Below are 14,993 nucleotides of genomic sequence, written 5' to 3'. Positions count from 1 at the left end.
TTCATCCTCTCGAAATTGGAAATTCAACGCCGCGCCGTCGCGATGCGGCGCAGGCCGCCGACCAGTCCTGGCAAAACCGAAACGACGCGATCGACTTCTGCTTCCGTGTTGAACCGGCCCAGCGTCAGCCGCAGGGCGCCGCGCGCCCTGAAGGGATCGAACCCCAGCGCCCGCAGCACGTAGGAGGGCTCGTCGGCATGGGAGGCGCTGCACGCGCTGCCGGTCGATGCGGCGACGCCCGCTTCGTCGAGCGCCAGCATCAGCCGGATGGCTTCGCCTTCCTGGCCGGAAAACGCCAGGGCGACATGGCCGGGCAGCCGCCGGTGGCGATGCCCGATGACATAGGCTTGCGGGCAGGCCGCGAACACGCCCTCGATCAGCCGCTCGCGCAGCGCGACGAGGCGGACGTTGTCCGCCGCGCCTTGCTCGCGCGCGAGTTCCGCGGCCCATCCGAAGCCGACGATTCCAGCGACATTCTCGGTCGCCGAGCGCAGGCCGCGTTCCTGGCCGCCGCCGTGAATGATCGGCGCGAGCGCGACGCCGTCGCGGACGTACAAGGCGCCGACGCCCTTGGGCCCATGAAGTTTGTGCGCCGAAATCGAGAGCAGATCGATTGGCGCGGCGCGCACGTCGAGGGGAATCCGTCCGGCCGCCTGAACCGCATCGGTATGGAACAAGGCGCCGGCCTGCCGGGCGATCGCGGCCACTTCGGCGAACGGCTGAACCGTTCCGATCACATTGTTGGCCGCCATCAGCGACACGATCCGGGTCGTCGCGCTCACGTGACGACGAAACCAGTCCGTATCAGCCAAACCGTCGGAGTCGACGGGCGCGAGTGTCAGGGCTGCGCCTTGGCTGCGCAAGGCCTTGGCCGTCTCCAGCACGGCCGGATGCTCGATTGCGGAAACGATGACGCCATCGCGGTCCGAGGGCGATGCGCGGAACGCGCCGGCCAGCGCGAGGTTGTCGGCCTCGGTGCCGCTGGCGACGAAGACGATCTCCTTTGCCTTCGCGCCGATCAGCGCCGCCACCTGTTCGCGCGCGGCCTCCACGGCCTCGCGCGCGGCGCGGCCGAGGGCGTGCAGGCTCGACGGATTGCCGAACGCCGCCGAATGCCACGGCGCCATCGCCTCGGCGACGCGGGGATCGACCGGCGTCGTCGCCGAATTGTCGAAATAGATGGTCACGTCACTCGCCCCGATAGAACGTCTGGTTTTCGAGCGCGCGCACGACGCCGAAATGCGATTGCCAGCCGATGGTCTTCTTGCCGACGCAGATCGTGCAGGTCCCCACCGGCGGATTGCCGCGCAGCGTCAGCTCGGCGTCGATGTCGGGCTGCCTCGCGATGGCGTCGGCGATCGGATCGACGCCGATGCCATGCAGCGCATTGACCTCGCGAATGCGCACCTGCGGCGCGGCCTCCATGATGCGGGCGCGGAACACTTCGCGCTCGGCCTGGGAAACGCGGTCGATCTTGGTGACGACGGCGATGTCGGCGAGCGACAGGATCGGGCCGATCTTGCGCGGCAGATTCATGCCGCTGGTCGCCTCCACGACGACAATGCCCAGACCGCGATCGACATAGGGCGCGCAGCGCAGGCACAGGCCGGCGGTCTCGACCAGAAGGATGTCGGCGCCGGACTTTTCCGCCCACTGCACGGCGTCGCCGAGCACCATGACGTTGCAATGATCGGGGCAGAGGTCGCCGGAATAGACTTTTCGCGTGGGAATGGAGAAGTCCCTGGCGAAGCGCTCGTCCTCGTCGGCATATTGCACGTCGATCTTGAGGAAGGCCACCGACCAGCCGCGCCGTTGGAGGCGCGGAATGACGTGATGCAGCAGCGCCGATTTTCCGGTGGTCGCGGTTCCCGCGCAAATGGCCAGTTTCATGCCACGTCTCCGAAGTCGAAGTTTTCGATGCGCAGACCCTGGCGCAGCCGGTCGCGAATGTCCGAAAGCACATCGTCGAAGCGGGCGACTGTCGGCGCCAGCGCGCGCTCGCGCGCGTCGGTCTTGAGCACGTCGGCGATGCGGCCGTCGCGCAGGATGATCCGGTAATCCGACAACAGCGCGATGCGCGGGTCATGGGTGACGAAGATGAAGATCTTCTTGTATCCCCTCAACAATTCCAGCGCGCGCGAGCGGTTGATGCCGGCGTTCTCGACCTCGTCGAGCAGGACGATCGGCGTGTCGCAGATGATGGTCGCGTCGGCGATGAGCAGGGATCGTGTCTGGCCGCCCGACAATTCCGTCATGCTGCTGGACAGCGAAATCGGCTCGCCCGTGAGCTGATTGGCGAAATCGAGCGTTTGTCTCACGAGTTCATCGGCTTCGCGCGACGATGAGCGCCGAATGCCGGCGTGCGTGTGAAGAAACACGTCGACGGGAAGGTCCGACAGGAACGACGTGTGCTGCGTGATGAGCGCGATCGGATTGCGCGACGGATCGTCCCGGAAAACCTCCGGCGGCGTCTCGCCGTTGATCAGGATGCGACGCCCGGTCGGCGTGTCGCCGTCGGCGAACAATTCCATGTCGTTGATCAGGGTCGTCTTGCCCGAGCCGGTCGGGCCGACGACGCTGACGACATCCCCCATGTTCAGGTCGAGGCGATCGATGGCGTCGTGAAGCCCATCGCGGCCCTTGCCTCCGATGATGGAGACCTGGCGGATTACGCTCTGCTGGTGGCCACCCTGATCCAAAGGGCTGTTCGCGGAAAGCTGACCACCCCGTCCGTTCACGCCACTCCAGTCGATCGACGCCTGATTTGCCATGCCAAAGCTCCTTTGCACAACGAGTTTGCAAGGAGCGGGCCATGTTGCAATACTTTGATATTCTTGTATTTTAAACAAAATGGAGAAAATTATTGTTGCAAAAGCAGCAGATAAGAGCAATACCTGCTATATAGCCAGCAGAGATTTGAATCGCGCCCCATGCGAACCCAAGCTCATTTGAAAAAGGCCGGTCGGCCAGACGGCGACTTCGAAAGCGCGCCCTCGGGCGAACTGGTCGCGATGGTCGGGAGTCAAACCAACCCGCGCATCATCGCGGCGAGCGCGATTGTCTTCGAAGATCCGAAATCCCGGGAGGTCGCGCGGCAGATCGAATGTCTGGCGCCCAGCGACGCCAACATCCTCATCGTCGGCGAAACCGGCACGGGCAAGGAACTCGCCGCCCGGCGCCTCCACGACCTGAGCCGGCGCAAGAGCCAGCCGTTCGTCGCGGTCAATTGCGCTTCGCTGTGCGAAAGTCTCGCCGAGAGCGAATTGTTCGGGCACCAGCGCGGCGCTTTCACCGGCGCGCACGTCACCACCGCCGGCTGGTTCGAAATCGCCAACAACGGCACGCTCTTTCTCGATGAAATCGGCGAACTCTCGCTCAATCTGCAATGCAAGCTGTTGCGCGTGCTGCAGCAGCGGGAAGTCGTTCGCGTCGGCTCGCGCCAGGCCATTCCCATCGACGTGCGTCTGATCACCGCCACCAATGTGAACGTCGACAAGGCCATGGCGGCGGGAAAGTTCCGGGAAGACCTGTTCTACAGGATCAAGGTCGCGTCCATCTCGCTGCCGCCGCTGCGGGAGCGGACGCGCGACATCGAGCCGCTCGCCCGACATTTCCTGAAAACCTATACGGAAAAATTGGGCATGGGCCGCGTCGAACTGGCGGAAGCGGCGGTCAGGAAACTCGAAAGCTATCCCTGGCCCGGAAACATCCGGGAGCTGGAAAACGTCATTCACTACGCGCTCCTCGTGTCGAAGGCGCGCCTGCTGACCCCTGACGATCTCAACCTTCCCGCGTTCACGTCGGAGAATTCCGGGCTGACCACTGCGCAGCCCGGTTCAATACAAACCGCGATCGCGGCGGCGATCGACGAGCAGCGGCCCAACATCTTTGAAGACGTCACCAGATCCCTTATCACCATCGCCTACGAGAAAAGCCAGGGAAATCAGGTTCGAGCGGCCTCTCTGCTTGGAATCAGCCGAAACACGTTGCGATCCCATCTTGCAAAGCTTGGCATATTGAAGGGACGATCCGCTCGCCAGTGATCCGCCGCATTGATTTCGACGCGGGTTTCCAAATCGCCTGCGCTGGCCATCGGGAGGGAGAGGGGTCAGCGCCGGTTTGCGCCGGAGCGCAACGAAGGGGCGAAAATCGCCTTGGAGGACCGGCGCACGATCATCGCCGTTTTCCGCCGGGGCCGACCCCGCATCCCCGTGGCCTGCTTTTGGCCCCGGCGCAATGGCGCGCCGGAGCGGGAATTCGTCTAAATTCTATTTTTGATTGAATCGCACCCGCGCATAACGCGCGAAGAACGCGCCGTTTTGGCAAAAACCGTGCGTATCTTGAAAAAAGGAACCGCATTTTGCGCGTAACAACCTTTGGGTTGCGGGGGTGAAAATTTCCGCAAGCGGGGGCAGGGCGGGAGAAGCGTTTTGTTTATTATGTTTTAAAACAATTGTTTGTGTTGGGAAAAAGAGCGTTTCACGTGGAACGAAAAGCGAACAAAGTTTCGCCAAAATGGCTGTTCCCCGATTTTTCGATTTTCACTCCTGCCCGAATTTGCCGTAATGGGCGCGGCGGCTTTACGTCTCCCACCGCGCCAGCGCCTGTTCGTCGGCGTCCTTGGCCTCGACCCAGCCGCCTTGCGTTCCATCGACGCGGTGCTCTTTTTTCCAGAACGGCGCGCGGCTTTTCAAAAAGTCCATGATGAATTCGGCCGCCGCGAAGGCGGCGGCGCGATGGGCGCTGGTCGCGGCGACGAGGACGATCGGTTCGCCCGGCGCGATTTTTCCGTAGCGATGGATCACCGTCAGCCCCTGCAGCGGCCAGCGGTTTTCGGCCTCGGCGGCGATGCGCTCCAGTTCGGCCTCGGCCATGCCGGGATAATGCTCCAGCTCCAGCGCCGCCAGACTGCCCGCCTCGTCGCGGCACAGGCCGACGAAACTGACCAGCGCGCCGACATCCGTGCGCCCGAAGGTGAGCGCGGCGCTGGCGTGGCCGGCGTCGAAAGCCTGCGGCTGGACCTTGATGGTCTTGGGGGTCAAAAATCTGGCCTCTGGCGTTGCGATGCGCGACTATCGCGCAAACACCCGCGCCGCTCAATCCGGCCTTTGCCGTTTAACCCAAAGGAAAGCTGCGTCCTCTAGCCTGATGTCCTCTTGTTTCTGGATGGCTCATGACCGATCTTCCCGACGCCCTGCGCCTGCGCAATCTGCATAAGTCTTTCGGCAAGAAGGCCGTGGACGGTCTCGACCTGACCATCCGCCCAGGCGAATTCTACGCCCTGCTCGGCGCCAATGGCGCGGGCAAGACCACGACCCTGCGCATGGTCGCCGGCCTGTTGCAGCCCGATGCGGGCGAGATTTTCGTTGACGGCGTCGATGCGCGGAAAAACCCGATCGCGGCCAAGCAGCGCATCGCCTGGCTGCCGGATGAACCGCTGCTGTATGACAAGCTGACGCCGCTGGAATATCTGGAATTTGTCGCGGGCCTGTGGGGCATGACGGCCGAGCGCGCCGGCCCTCGCGCGGAAGAACTGCTGCGCCGGTTGAATCTTTGGGAGCAGCGCAACCAGCGTTGCGAGGGGTTTTCGCGGGGGATGCGGCAAAAAACCGTGCTGGCGGGCGCGCTGATCCATGAGCCGCGCCTGCTCATGCTGGATGAACCGCTGACCGGGCTTGACGCCGGCGCCGCGCGGCAGGTCAAGGACATGCTGGTCGAGCAGACCCGCGCCGGCGTGGCGGTGATCCTCACCACGCATATTCTTGAGGTGGCGGAAAAGATCGCCGACCGGATCGGGATCATCGCCGACGGACGGCTGATCGCCGAGGGCGATTTGAACCATTTGCGCAGTTTGAGCGCGGCGCAGACCGCCAGTCTTGAGGAGGTCTTCCTCGATCTCACCGCGCCACGCGAGCCGGGCGTAAATGGGGCCGCCGCGTGAATTCGCTCTCGCTCCCGCGCCTGCTGCGCCACGATCTTACGATTTCCTGGCGCCGGCTGTGCGCGTTTTTGCGCGCGAAAACCAATGCGCGGGGGCTTGTCATCGTCGGCGCCGTGGTCGCCGCGCTTCATGTCGTGGCCTGGCCGTTCGCGACCTCGCTGACGCAATGGGCCGAAAGCGACGGCAGGGTTTATCTGATGGCGCTGGGCATGGTGATCGTGCTGCCCTGGCTGTTTTCGCAGGGGCTGACCGGGGCGACGCGGGCGCTCTATTCGCGCGGCGATCTCGATCTGCTGTTTTCTTCGCCGCTGTCGCCGCGCAAAATCCTGACCTCGCGGGCGCTGGCCGTGGCGATCGAAAGTTTTGGCGCGGTCGGCCTGTTCCTGCTGCCCATCGCCGATGACGCGGCCTTGCAGGGCGGGGCGGTCTGGCTCGCGGTGGCTCCAGCGCTGGCCGCCACCGTGCTGCTGACCACCGGCCTCGCGCTTGCCGCCACGCTCGGCCTGTTCGCGCTGCTCGGTCCCAAGCGCACCCGCAGCGTCGGGCAGGTTTTCGCGACGCTGGTCGGCGCATGGTTTGTGATCTGCGCGCAAATCTTCAATTTTCTGCCGGCGGATTGGCGCGACGCCCTGCGGGTCCAGATGGACCATCCGGCGCCCGGCGGGCTGTTCGATCCGGCGACGCCGTGGTGGCTGCCGGCGCGGGCGGCGGCCGGGCAGTTGGCGCCGCTGGCGCTGTGGACCCTGCTGGGGGTGGCTGTGTTTGTCGCTTCCGTCGCTTTGCTCGGCCACGCTTTTACGCGCGGCGCCCTGAGCGCGGCGGGCGAGGCGCAGGTCAGCGACGGCGGGCGCGAAAAAGACAAAAAATTCCGCTGCGACCGCGCGGGCGCGTTGCGCCGCAAGGAATGGCGGCTGCTGGCGCGCGATCCCTATCTCGTGTCGCAGGTGCTGCTGCAATCGCTCTACACCCTGCCGATCGCGCTGGTGATCTGGAAGGCGCTCGGCGTCGGAAGCGTGGCGGTTTCGGTGTCGCCGGCGCTGGTCGCCGTCGCGGCGCAACTTGCCGCCGCGCTGGCGTTTTTGGCGGCGTCGAGCGAGGAGGCCGGCGATTTCGTGGCCACCGCGCCGGTCTCGCCGCATGAACTGCTGCGGCGCAAGCTGGAGGCGGTGGCCGCGCCGGTCGCCCTGTTCCTGGCCTTGCCGCTCGCCGCGCTGGTCTGGGCCGACGCCTTCGTTGGAGTCGTCACGATAGCTTTCGCCCTTGCGGCGGCGGCCTCGACGGCGGCGCTCAATTTCTGGAAACCGCTGCAAAACCGCCGTGGCGACCTGATCAAAACCCACGCGCAGAACAAGCTGGTGGGTCTCGTCGAACACGGCCTGTCGCTGGCCTGGGCCATCGCCGCGCTGCTGGCCTGCCTCGACCGCTGGGAGGCGGTTGCGCCGGTCGGCGCGGCTCTGGCGCTGTTGTGGCTCAACGCGCCGCGCAAGGCGCGAGCGGCGCCGCAGTTCGCCTGAGGGCGCGGAAGAGATCGCGGGCTATGGTCGCGCGCGCCGTTCGCTGATTGCGGCGGCGACAGCGGCTTCATGGGGATTGTCGGGAAACAGCCATCTGACGAATGTCGTCAGCCGGAGGAGCGCCGCTTGTTACGCCGCTCTCGGCCTGCCAAAATTGAATTCGCCGTCCAGCGCAGAACTTATCTTCACGCCGCGCAAGACGTCAAAGCTTGAGCAGCGGGGTGACGTCATTGTTCTTGGCTTGGCTCGGCGTGGGTGTAAGTCGTGAAAACGCAAAAAGAAACAATTGGACAATAAATTACGTTACGTAAGAATGCTAATGTTGTAATAATATATTTAATGTCAGCGACTATACGTCACGGGCTCACACTGTTAAGTTGTTGTTCATAATGTGTAGGCTAGTATCTGAATGCCTTCATGAAGAAGGCGCCACAGAGGATCTGAGCATGAAGCTCGCCTATTGCAGACCGGCCACTGCGGCGCCGGACCTCGAGCCACGCACCCGGACGGACGTTCGACTTTGTCTTGAACAGTGCCACGGGGATCTCGCGCATCAACCCGCCAGCGTCGCCCGCCGACTCGACCGTCTGCTCCGGCGCTTCTCGGGGTCGCTGGAGCAGGACGGCCACGATCTCTTCGCCCAGGCCCGTCAACTCGAGGAAATGGTCGCGTACCTAGCCGCATTCCGCCGCTCCCACGAGGAAACCCTGCGGTTGCAGCGCAATATGACGCGGTTGCTGCATGAGGTGTTCCGCACGCCGGAATGGCGTCGCCGCTTTATCGCCGGTCTCTGAAACGGAGAGGCTCGCGCCCTCTCTCCGCATGGGACGCCCGTCTTGCGGCGGGTTTTGCGGGGAGAGGGAACGCGTCCCGCGCGAACGTTTTAGCTTCGTGACGCCATGAACAGCAGTTGCGTGTCGAAAGCGGGAACCTTGGTGAAACCCAACGCGCGCAAGGCGCGCGGCGCCTCGACATCCACCACCGAATAGCCTTCCGCAACGCTGCGCTGCGTCAGCTCGGTGGTTTCACTGGCGAAAATTCTGAACGGGTCGCTCGCGGCGGTGAGATCCTCGGGCGACCACTTTGCCACCCAACCCCACAATGTGTCATGTCCCGCAGGCAGATCGTGCGAAATGAAATCCTGGGGCTGCGATGCGCCCCGGGCAAAAATGTTCATGATGTCCTCCCCTCCACGTCCGACCTGGGTCGCCGTCGCGCGGCCGCCGCTTTTGCGGCTGTCCCAGTCTGACGTTGGAAAGATAGGCCCGTAGCACCTCGGACGCAACCGGCAATTGATCTACCGCAAGAACAATATCTTCACGTAACGTCAGGTATTGCCGGCTCAATCGTCGGAAATTTCAGGCGTTGGAAGGCGATAGACGGTGGTCGCCTTGATCCGCTCCATGGCGAAGCGCGAGGTGACCTTCTTCAAAGGAACGGCGGCGATGAGACGCTGGTAAAAGTCGTCATAAGCCGCCGTATCGGGCGCGACCACGCGCAGCAGGTAATCGACGTCTCCGGCCATGCGATAGACATCCATCACCTCGGGCATGGCCGAGACGGCGGAAGCGAATTTCGCCAGCCAGGGCTGGGAGTGGTCATCGGTCTCGATCGAGACGAACACGGTCAGGCTCAAGCCGATCTTGCGCGGGTCGAGCAGGGCGACGCGCCCGGTGATGACGCCCGCCTTCTCCAGCTTTTGAACGCGCTTCCAGCACGGCGTCGGCGACAGGCCCACCGCGCGAGAGAGATCCGCGAGCGCGACGGTCGCGTCCTCCTGCAGCAGCGCGAGGATCTTCCGGTCGATGGCGTCGAGAGTCTTCATCTATTGCTGGATCTGCCAGCTGGCCTGCCGAGCGGCCGAAATTGTCAGTCGCTTCTCGACCTTTTCCTCGGCATAGCCGGAAATGGCCGCGCGCCGGGGCGCCGCGCCGAAGAAACCGACGCCATGGGCGAGACGCAGATGGGTGTCGCGCGGACAGAAGCCAAGCGCGGCGTCGAAGCCGATCCAGCCGATGTCATCGATATACGCTTCGGCCCAGGCATGAAACGCCGCCCCCTCCGCGCCGTCGAGCAGCAGGCCGGAGACGAAACGCGCTGGAATGTCTTGCGCCCGCATCGCCGCGACAAGGACCTGAGCGATTTCGCGCGCCGACCCTTCGCCGTCGGCAAAGACATCCGCCACGGGGCGGGGCGCCGCGTCGGAGGGCGCATGGTTGAGCTTTTCGTGCAACGCCGCCATCAGCAGGTGCAGGCGGCTCAGCCGGTCCTTTTCGCCGCCGAGCTCTTTCGCCGCGAAGGCGGCGATTTCCTCGGCGTCCTCATGGGGGCGCAGGAACAGATCGAGCGGCTGCTTCTCGTTCAGTCCGCGCGCCACGCCCGCCACGTCCTGGGTCTCGACCAGGCCTTCCGCCGTGATGACGATTTTTTCCAAGGGACCCGCATGAGAGCAGGAATGGACGATATTGCCGAACCCGTCCTCGCTCCGGCGCAGAGTGGCGACCGGCTCGACGCCGACGAACCAGTCGAGCACATGCAGGCCGTCGAACGGACGCGGCGTCAGCCGCAGCACCTGGTTGGCCGAGCGCGTCGGCTCGGAATAGCTTGCTTCGATCTGAAGGGACACTCGCGCGCGCATGACGGAACCTTAACCCAGCAGATAGTGTTCGGCGATGGCTCCAGCGAGGCCATTGTTGTCCGTGATGAATCCATCGACGAATTCGTGCAGGCCCGACTGGAAAATCTCCTTGATCGAGGCGCCCTCCAGCTTGCGCTTGATGGCGCGCGCCTGCCGTTGCGGGTCGCCGTGGCGGCCGTATTGATTGCCGATCGCGTCGAGCCAGCGCACCACCTCGCCATAGCAGGAAATCAGCGAACGCGGCATTTCCGGCCTGAGGATCAGGAGGTCGGCGACGTTCCACGGCTTGATGCTCTCGCGATAGACCCAGTGATAGGCCGTGAGCGCCGAAACCGAGCGTAAAATGGCGCTCCACTGGAAGAAATCGACCGAGCCGCCCAACGGCTCATGCTCGGGCAACAGAAGCTGGTATTTCACGTCGAGCACGCGCGCGGTGTTGTCGGCGCGTTCGATCGAGACGCCGAGCCGCGAGAAATAATAGACGTCGTTGCGCAGCATGGTGCGATAGGCGAAGCCGTCGTAGAGGCTGGACGTTTCCTTGACGAAATCCAGAAAGCCGATCAGCGCCTCGCGGTCGATGGCCGTCGGCTCCCCGTTTCGGCCCTCGAAGCTTTTCAGCTTGATCCAGGCGCTGTTGATATGTTCCCACATCTCCACGGTGAGGGCGGTGCGCACGGCGCGGGCGTTGGTGCGGGCGAACTCGATGCAGTTGCGGATGCTCGACGCATTGCGCGGGTCGAAAGCCAGATAGGCGATGACATTGCCTTCATTGGCGACGTCGAAATGCTCCGGAAAGGTTTCGTCGGCGCCGGAGGCGATCAGCACGCTGGTCCATTCGTCCTGTTTGGCGGCGTAAGCCGTGGGCAGGGCTGAAATGCGGTTTGAGGCCTCGATCAGGCGGGCGAGGAAGTCGGCGCGCTCCAGATAGCGCGAGACCCAGTAGATGTTGTCTGCGGTGCGGGCGAGCATGTCTTGTCCTATTTTGCGTTCGTTGCCAGAACCCAGGTGTCCTTGGTGCCGCCGCCCTGGCTGGAATTGACCACGAGCGAGCCCTCTTTCAGCGCCACGCGGGTGAGGCCGCCCGGCACGATGCGCGCGCCGTCCGCGCTCGACAGCACGAAGGGGCGCAGGTCGACGTGGCGTGGAGCCACCCCGCCCGGGAAGGACGTGGGGCAGGTCGAAAGCGATAGCGTCGGTTGGGCGATGAAACCGTCGGGATCGCTGAGCAGCTTTTGGCGGAAGGTCTCGATCTGCTCCTTGCTGGCGTGCGGGCCGACCAGCATGCCATAGCCGCCGGAGCCGTTGACCTCCTTCACCACCAGTTCGGACAGGTGTTCGAGCACATATTTGAGCGAATCGGGCTCGCGGCAGCGCCATGTCCGCACATTCTTGAGCTTGGCTTCCTCGCCGAGATAGAAGCGGATGATGTCGGGCATGTAGGTATAGACAGCCTTGTCGTCGGCGACGCCTGCGCCCGGCGCGTTGGCCAACGTGACATTGCCGGCGAGATACGCGCCCATCAACCCGGCGACGCCGAGCGCGCTGTCCGGCCGGAACACCAGCGGGTCGAGGAAATCGTCGTCGACGCGGCGGTAAATCACGTCCACGCGCTTCAGCCCTTCGGTGGTGCGCATGTAGACCACGTCGTCGCGCACCGTGAGGTCGCGGCCCTCGACCAGTTCGACGCCGAGTTTGTCGGCCAGGAACGAATGCTCGTAATAGGCCGAATTGAACTGGCCAGGGGTGAGAATGATGATGCAGGGATCGCCGGGGCAATGGGGCGGGGCGACGGAGCGCAGCGACGCCAGCAAATTGTCGGGATAATTGTCCACCGGCAGCACGGCGTGCTGCGAGAACAGGCCGGGCAGCAACCGCATCATCATCTCGCGGTCTTCCAGCATGTAGGACACGCCCGATGGCGTGCGGCAATTGTCTTCGAGGACATAGAAGTCCTCTTCGTCGATGCGGACGATGTCGATCCCGGCGATATGGGTCCAGATGTCGTGGGGCGCGCTATGGCCCTGCATTTCCGGCCGGTAGCATTCGTTGCGGAAGATCAGGTCCGAGGGGACGATTCCGGCGCGCAAAATGTCCTGGCGGCCGTAGATGTCGGTCAGGAACATGTTCAGCGCCTTGACGCGCTGGATCAGGCCGGCTTCCAGCCTGGTCCATTCGTCGCGGCCGAGCAGGCGGGGAATGATGTCGAAGGGGATGAGGCGTTCGGCGGCCTCCTTGTCGCCATAGACGGCGAAGGTGATGCCGATCTTGCGGAATAGAATTTCCGCCTGTTCGCGGCGGGAATCGAGCAGTGCGGGCGGGGAGACGCGCAGCCATTCGGCGATTCGGTCGTAGAGGGGGCGCGGTTCCGTCGCGCCATTGGTCATCTCGTCAAAAAACTGGGACATCGGCTGAATCGCCCCTGGCAAGCACACGGTCCGCGCCGAAGACGCGGCGCTTGAATCGCCTCGTCCTTGTCGCGCTGGCCTAGCTTAAATGCCTTGTGAAAGGCTGCGATAGCCTAAATTGTGGTCAGACGGTGACTATTTGGCCCAATCGATGTGCGAGCGGCCAGGATTGCCCAGAAAACAGGCTTAACCCACGTCAGGGCGCTTTGGCGGCGCGTCGCGTGGGGGAAAATTCGCCGCGCGGGGGCTGGCGGCGATGGGCGGTCGGCCCCGATCTGGGAGACCGCCGCCGCCGAATCCGGCCGGAACAGCTCCGGCAAAGGGTCGCCGCCCAAGGCGGCGCGCCCGTCAGAACAGGTTGGGAACGTACATGTCCTTCGGAATTTCCTCGCGCTTGTAATCCGGATTGTGCGCGCGCGGCGGCAGCACCACCTCGGGATGCTCGACGTCGGTATAGGGGAACTGCGTCAGCAGGTGGTTGATGCAGTTCAGGCGGGCGGCCTTTTTATCGTTGCCGTCGATTACCCACCAGCGCGCCTCCGGTATATGGGTGCGCTCGAACATGTCTTCCTTGGCCTTGGTGTAGGCCTCCCAGCGGATGCGCGACTGAAGATCCATCGGGCTCAGCTTCCATTGCTTGAGCGGATCGTGGATGCGCATCTCGAAGCGGAAATGCTGCTGCTCGTCGGTGATGGAGAACCAGTATTTGATCAGCGTGATGCCCGAGCGCACCAGCATGCGTTCGAATTCCGGCGCGGCGCGGTAGAATTCCTCGACCTCGTCCTCGGTGCAGAACCCCATCACGCGCTCGACGCCGGCGCGGTTGTACCAGGAGCGGTCGAACAGCACGAGTTCGCCGCGCGCCGGCAGGTGCGGCGCATAGCGCTGGAAATACCATTGGCCCTTTTCGCGCTCGGACGGCGCCGTGAGCGCCACCACGCGGCAGACGCGGGGATTGAGGCGCTGGGTGATGCGCTTGATCACGCCGCCCTTGCCGGCGGAATCGCGGCCCTCGAACAGCACCACCGCCTTGGCGCCGGTCTTGCTGATCCAGTCCTGGAGACGCACCAGTTCGCGCTGGAGGCGGAACAATTCCTTGAAATAGACGGACCGGCTGACGCTCTTTTCGTCGGGATGGTCGGAGGCGTGGTCGAGCAGGGCTGCGAGGCGGTCGTCGTCAAGCTCTTCTTCGAGTTCCTCGTCGAAACTGTCGAGCATGTCGGCGCGCACACGGTCCTGGAAAGCGGCTTTCGGGTCGGTCTCGTCGGTCAAGGATCGTCTCTCTCTTCAATGGCCGCGCACACGCGCGAAAGAACGATAAAGCCGCCATGTGCAGATTTTATAAAACTTAGGCCCTCAGGCGCGCGGCGACCCCGGCCGGCCCTTCGGCTTTTTTCGGGGGGATTCGGACTTGCCGGACGGCGAGGCGAGGCCCGAGCGCATCAGCAGGGCGAGCGCGCCGAAAGCCGCCGCCAGGCACAGCACGGTCGCATAGAACGTGCCGTTGTCGCTGTCGGCGAAAACGAGGTTCTTGGTGTTCATGCCGAAATAGCCGGTGACGAAGGTCGCCGGCAGCAGCACGGCCGTGACCAGGGTCAGCATGTAGAGCCGGTCGTTGGTCTCCAGCGTCAGGATGGCGTTGATCTCGTCCTGTAGCATGCGGGCGCGGTCCTGAAGGTTGCCGACGTCGCGCGTGAGCGATTCGGCGCGCTGGGCGAGGCCGGCGGCGATGGTGGCGAATTCCTCGTCCTCCTGCTCGTCGGATTCTTCTTCCATGCGCTCGAGCGTCGAATGCAGGCCGTTGATCTGGCGCGACAGACGCACGGCCTGGCGGCGGGCCTTGCCGAGGCCGGCGCGCTGGTCGCGCCCGCGCCCCTCGATGACGACGTTTTCCTCGATCTGATCGAGCGTCGCGGCGATGGCGCGGCACATGGTCGTCGTGCAGTCGCACAGGCGCGAGACCAGCAATTCCAGCAAGTGGGCGGGGGTCTCCGCCTTGGCGCCGTCCGACAGCGCGCGCCGGGTCATCTGCGCCGAATAAAGCGCCGCGCGCCGCGCCGTGATGACGAAGTCAGGGCCGCAGGCGAAGCGCAGGAAGTCCGAATCCGGCTTGGCGCCGTCGATTCCGATCTGATGATCGACGATGGCGCCGGAGACGACGCCTTCGACCCGCTCCACGAACTGATGGTCGACCTCGCCGCCGAGCGCATCGCGCGCCTCCTGCGTCATGGAGGGGACGTCGTTCAGGATGTCGTCCATGCGCCGGTTGATGTGGTCGAGATGGATCCAGACGTAGCCTTCGCCGCCCGAGCCGATGCGCTTGATGTCCTCGGCCGTCCCCGGTTCGGCCTGGCCCGAAGCGTCGAAGCGCACGATCCAGATGCAGCCGGGCACGCCGGTTTCGAGCGCGGGTTTTAGGCGATCAACGGACATGGGCTTCCTCGACTGGATGTTCATGCGGTATTAGCCCGGCGCTCTTGAAAGTCTTTTGACAA

General features: G+C 64.2%; 15 protein-coding genes. 4 read left to right on the top strand and 11 right to left on the bottom strand.

Annotation, left to right across the window (positions count from 1 at the left end; genetic code table 11):
• Window positions 1-23: 23 nt before the first annotated feature.
• Genes CCR94_RS03730 through CCR94_RS03720 form a run of 3 tightly spaced genes read right to left on the bottom strand, consistent with a single transcriptional unit; the run spans window position 24 to window position 2,771 of the window.
• The gene (locus CCR94_RS03730; protein WP_104506533.1) at window positions 24-1,187 is read right to left on the bottom strand and encodes a cysteine desulfurase family protein; all 1,164 of its coding nucleotides are present in this window, start codon (window positions 1,185-1,187) and stop codon (window positions 24-26) included.
• Window position 1,188: 1 nt separating this feature from the next.
• A complete protein-coding gene (locus tag CCR94_RS03725; RefSeq protein WP_104506532.1) occupies window positions 1,189-1,890 on the bottom strand; it encodes a GTP-binding protein in 702 nt (233 codons plus the stop codon).
• The gene (locus CCR94_RS03720) at window positions 1,887-2,771 is read right to left on the bottom strand and encodes an ATP-binding cassette domain-containing protein (RefSeq protein ID WP_104506531.1); all 885 of its coding nucleotides are present in this window, start codon (window positions 2,769-2,771) and stop codon (window positions 1,887-1,889) included. Before CCR94_RS03720 ends, CCR94_RS03725 begins: the two co-directional genes overlap by 4 nt.
• 159 nt (window positions 2,772-2,930) lie before the next feature.
• Between CCR94_RS03720 and CCR94_RS03715 the strand changes: the two genes are divergently transcribed.
• On the top strand, window positions 2,931-4,043 hold the full coding sequence (locus CCR94_RS03715; RefSeq protein WP_206605770.1) for a sigma-54 interaction domain-containing protein: 1,113 nt from the start codon (window positions 2,931-2,933) through the stop codon (window positions 4,041-4,043).
• A gap of 537 nt (window positions 4,044-4,580) precedes the next feature.
• Here the strand turns inward: CCR94_RS03715 and CCR94_RS03705 are convergent.
• A complete protein-coding gene (locus CCR94_RS03705) occupies window positions 4,581-5,042 on the bottom strand; it encodes a molybdenum cofactor biosynthesis protein MoaE (RefSeq protein ID WP_104506529.1) in 462 nt (153 codons plus the stop codon).
• 131 nt (window positions 5,043-5,173) lie between these two features.
• Here CCR94_RS03705 and CCR94_RS03700 point away from each other — a divergent pair, with 131 nt between their 5' ends.
• The 3 genes from CCR94_RS03700 (at window position 5,174) to CCR94_RS03690 (ending at window position 8,249) form a co-directional block, all read left to right on the top strand.
• On the top strand, window positions 5,174-5,941 hold the full coding sequence (locus CCR94_RS03700; protein WP_104506528.1) for an ABC transporter ATP-binding protein: 768 nt from the start codon (window positions 5,174-5,176) through the stop codon (window positions 5,939-5,941).
• On the top strand, window positions 5,938-7,455 hold the full coding sequence (locus CCR94_RS03695; protein WP_104506527.1) for a hypothetical protein: 1,518 nt from the start codon (window positions 5,938-5,940) through the stop codon (window positions 7,453-7,455). The genes CCR94_RS03700 and CCR94_RS03695 overlap by 4 nt, the downstream gene beginning before the upstream one ends.
• Window positions 7,456-7,901: 446 nt before the next feature.
• Window positions 7,902-8,249: a hypothetical protein gene (locus CCR94_RS03690; RefSeq protein WP_104506526.1), complete on the top strand. Its 348-nt coding sequence runs from the start codon at window positions 7,902-7,904 to the stop codon at window positions 8,247-8,249.
• Window positions 8,250-8,338: 89 nt separating this feature from the next.
• On the opposite strand, the gene CCR94_RS03685 is transcribed toward CCR94_RS03690, so the two are convergent.
• From CCR94_RS03685 to CCR94_RS03655, 7 genes are all read right to left on the bottom strand, one after another.
• The gene (locus CCR94_RS03685) at window positions 8,339-8,632 is read right to left on the bottom strand and encodes a hypothetical protein (RefSeq protein WP_104506525.1); all 294 of its coding nucleotides are present in this window, start codon (window positions 8,630-8,632) and stop codon (window positions 8,339-8,341) included.
• 165 nt (window positions 8,633-8,797) lie between these two features.
• Window positions 8,798-9,280: an Lrp/AsnC family transcriptional regulator gene (locus tag CCR94_RS03680; RefSeq protein ID WP_104506524.1), complete on the bottom strand. Its 483-nt coding sequence runs from the start codon at window positions 9,278-9,280 to the stop codon at window positions 8,798-8,800.
• Window positions 9,281-10,081 (bottom strand): transglutaminase family protein, encoded by an 801-nt coding sequence (locus CCR94_RS03675; protein WP_158254607.1) that lies wholly within the window; start codon window positions 10,079-10,081, stop codon window positions 9,281-9,283.
• A 21-nt stretch (window positions 10,082-10,102) separates the two neighbouring features.
• Complete coding sequence (locus CCR94_RS03670) at window positions 10,103-11,062, bottom strand: alpha-E domain-containing protein (protein ID WP_104506522.1); 960 nt, start codon at window positions 11,060-11,062, stop codon at window positions 10,103-10,105.
• Window positions 11,063-11,070: 8 nt separating this feature from the next.
• The gene (locus CCR94_RS03665) at window positions 11,071-12,498 is read right to left on the bottom strand and encodes a circularly permuted type 2 ATP-grasp protein (RefSeq protein WP_104506521.1); all 1,428 of its coding nucleotides are present in this window, start codon (window positions 12,496-12,498) and stop codon (window positions 11,071-11,073) included.
• Between the two features lie 348 nt (window positions 12,499-12,846).
• Window positions 12,847-13,716, bottom strand: a complete 870-nt coding sequence (gene ppk2, locus CCR94_RS03660; RefSeq protein WP_104506646.1) for a polyphosphate kinase 2 — start codon at window positions 13,714-13,716, stop codon at window positions 12,847-12,849.
• Between the two features lie 138 nt (window positions 13,717-13,854).
• On the bottom strand, window positions 13,855-14,931 hold the full coding sequence (locus CCR94_RS03655) for a CorA family divalent cation transporter (RefSeq protein WP_104506520.1): 1,077 nt from the start codon (window positions 14,929-14,931) through the stop codon (window positions 13,855-13,857).
• Window positions 14,932-14,993 lie beyond the last annotated feature (62 nt).

It is taken from the genome of Rhodoblastus sphagnicola (assembly GCF_002937075.1).
Taxonomy (GTDB): Bacteria; Pseudomonadota; Alphaproteobacteria; order Rhizobiales; family Beijerinckiaceae; genus Rhodoblastus; species Rhodoblastus sphagnicola.
Note: the sequence above shows the minus strand (reverse complement) of the source record. Positions and strands in the feature narration are given on the sequence as shown.

Excerpts from the sequence above, each read along its gene's own strand:
- CCR94_RS03725 (WP_104506532.1), bottom strand. The coding sequence starts at position 1,890 with ATGAAACTGGCCATTTGCGCGGGAACCGCGACCACCGGAAAATCGGCG.
- CCR94_RS03720 (WP_104506531.1), bottom strand. The coding sequence starts at position 2,771 with ATGGCAAATCAGGCGTCGATCGACTGGAGTGGCGTGAACGGACGGGGT.
- CCR94_RS03715 (WP_206605770.1), top strand. The coding sequence starts at position 2,931 with ATGCGAACCCAAGCTCATTTGAAAAAGGCCGGTCGGCCAGACGGCGAC.
- CCR94_RS03700 (WP_104506528.1), top strand. The coding sequence starts at position 5,174 with ATGACCGATCTTCCCGACGCCCTGCGCCTGCGCAATCTGCATAAGTCT.
- CCR94_RS03690 (WP_104506526.1), top strand. The coding sequence starts at position 7,902 with ATGAAGCTCGCCTATTGCAGACCGGCCACTGCGGCGCCGGACCTCGAG.
- CCR94_RS03685 (WP_104506525.1), bottom strand. The coding sequence starts at position 8,632 with ATGAACATTTTTGCCCGGGGCGCATCGCAGCCCCAGGATTTCATTTCG.
- CCR94_RS03680 (WP_104506524.1), bottom strand. The coding sequence starts at position 9,280 with ATGAAGACTCTCGACGCCATCGACCGGAAGATCCTCGCGCTGCTGCAG.
- CCR94_RS03670 (WP_104506522.1), bottom strand. The coding sequence starts at position 11,062 with ATGCTCGCCCGCACCGCAGACAACATCTACTGGGTCTCGCGCTATCTG.
- CCR94_RS03665 (WP_104506521.1), bottom strand. The coding sequence starts at position 12,498 with ATGTCCCAGTTTTTTGACGAGATGACCAATGGCGCGACGGAACCGCGC.
- ppk2 (WP_104506646.1), bottom strand. The coding sequence starts at position 13,716 with ATGCTCGACAGTTTCGACGAGGAACTCGAAGAAGAGCTTGACGACGAC.
- CCR94_RS03655 (WP_104506520.1), bottom strand. The coding sequence starts at position 14,931 with ATGTCCGTTGATCGCCTAAAACCCGCGCTCGAAACCGGCGTGCCCGGC.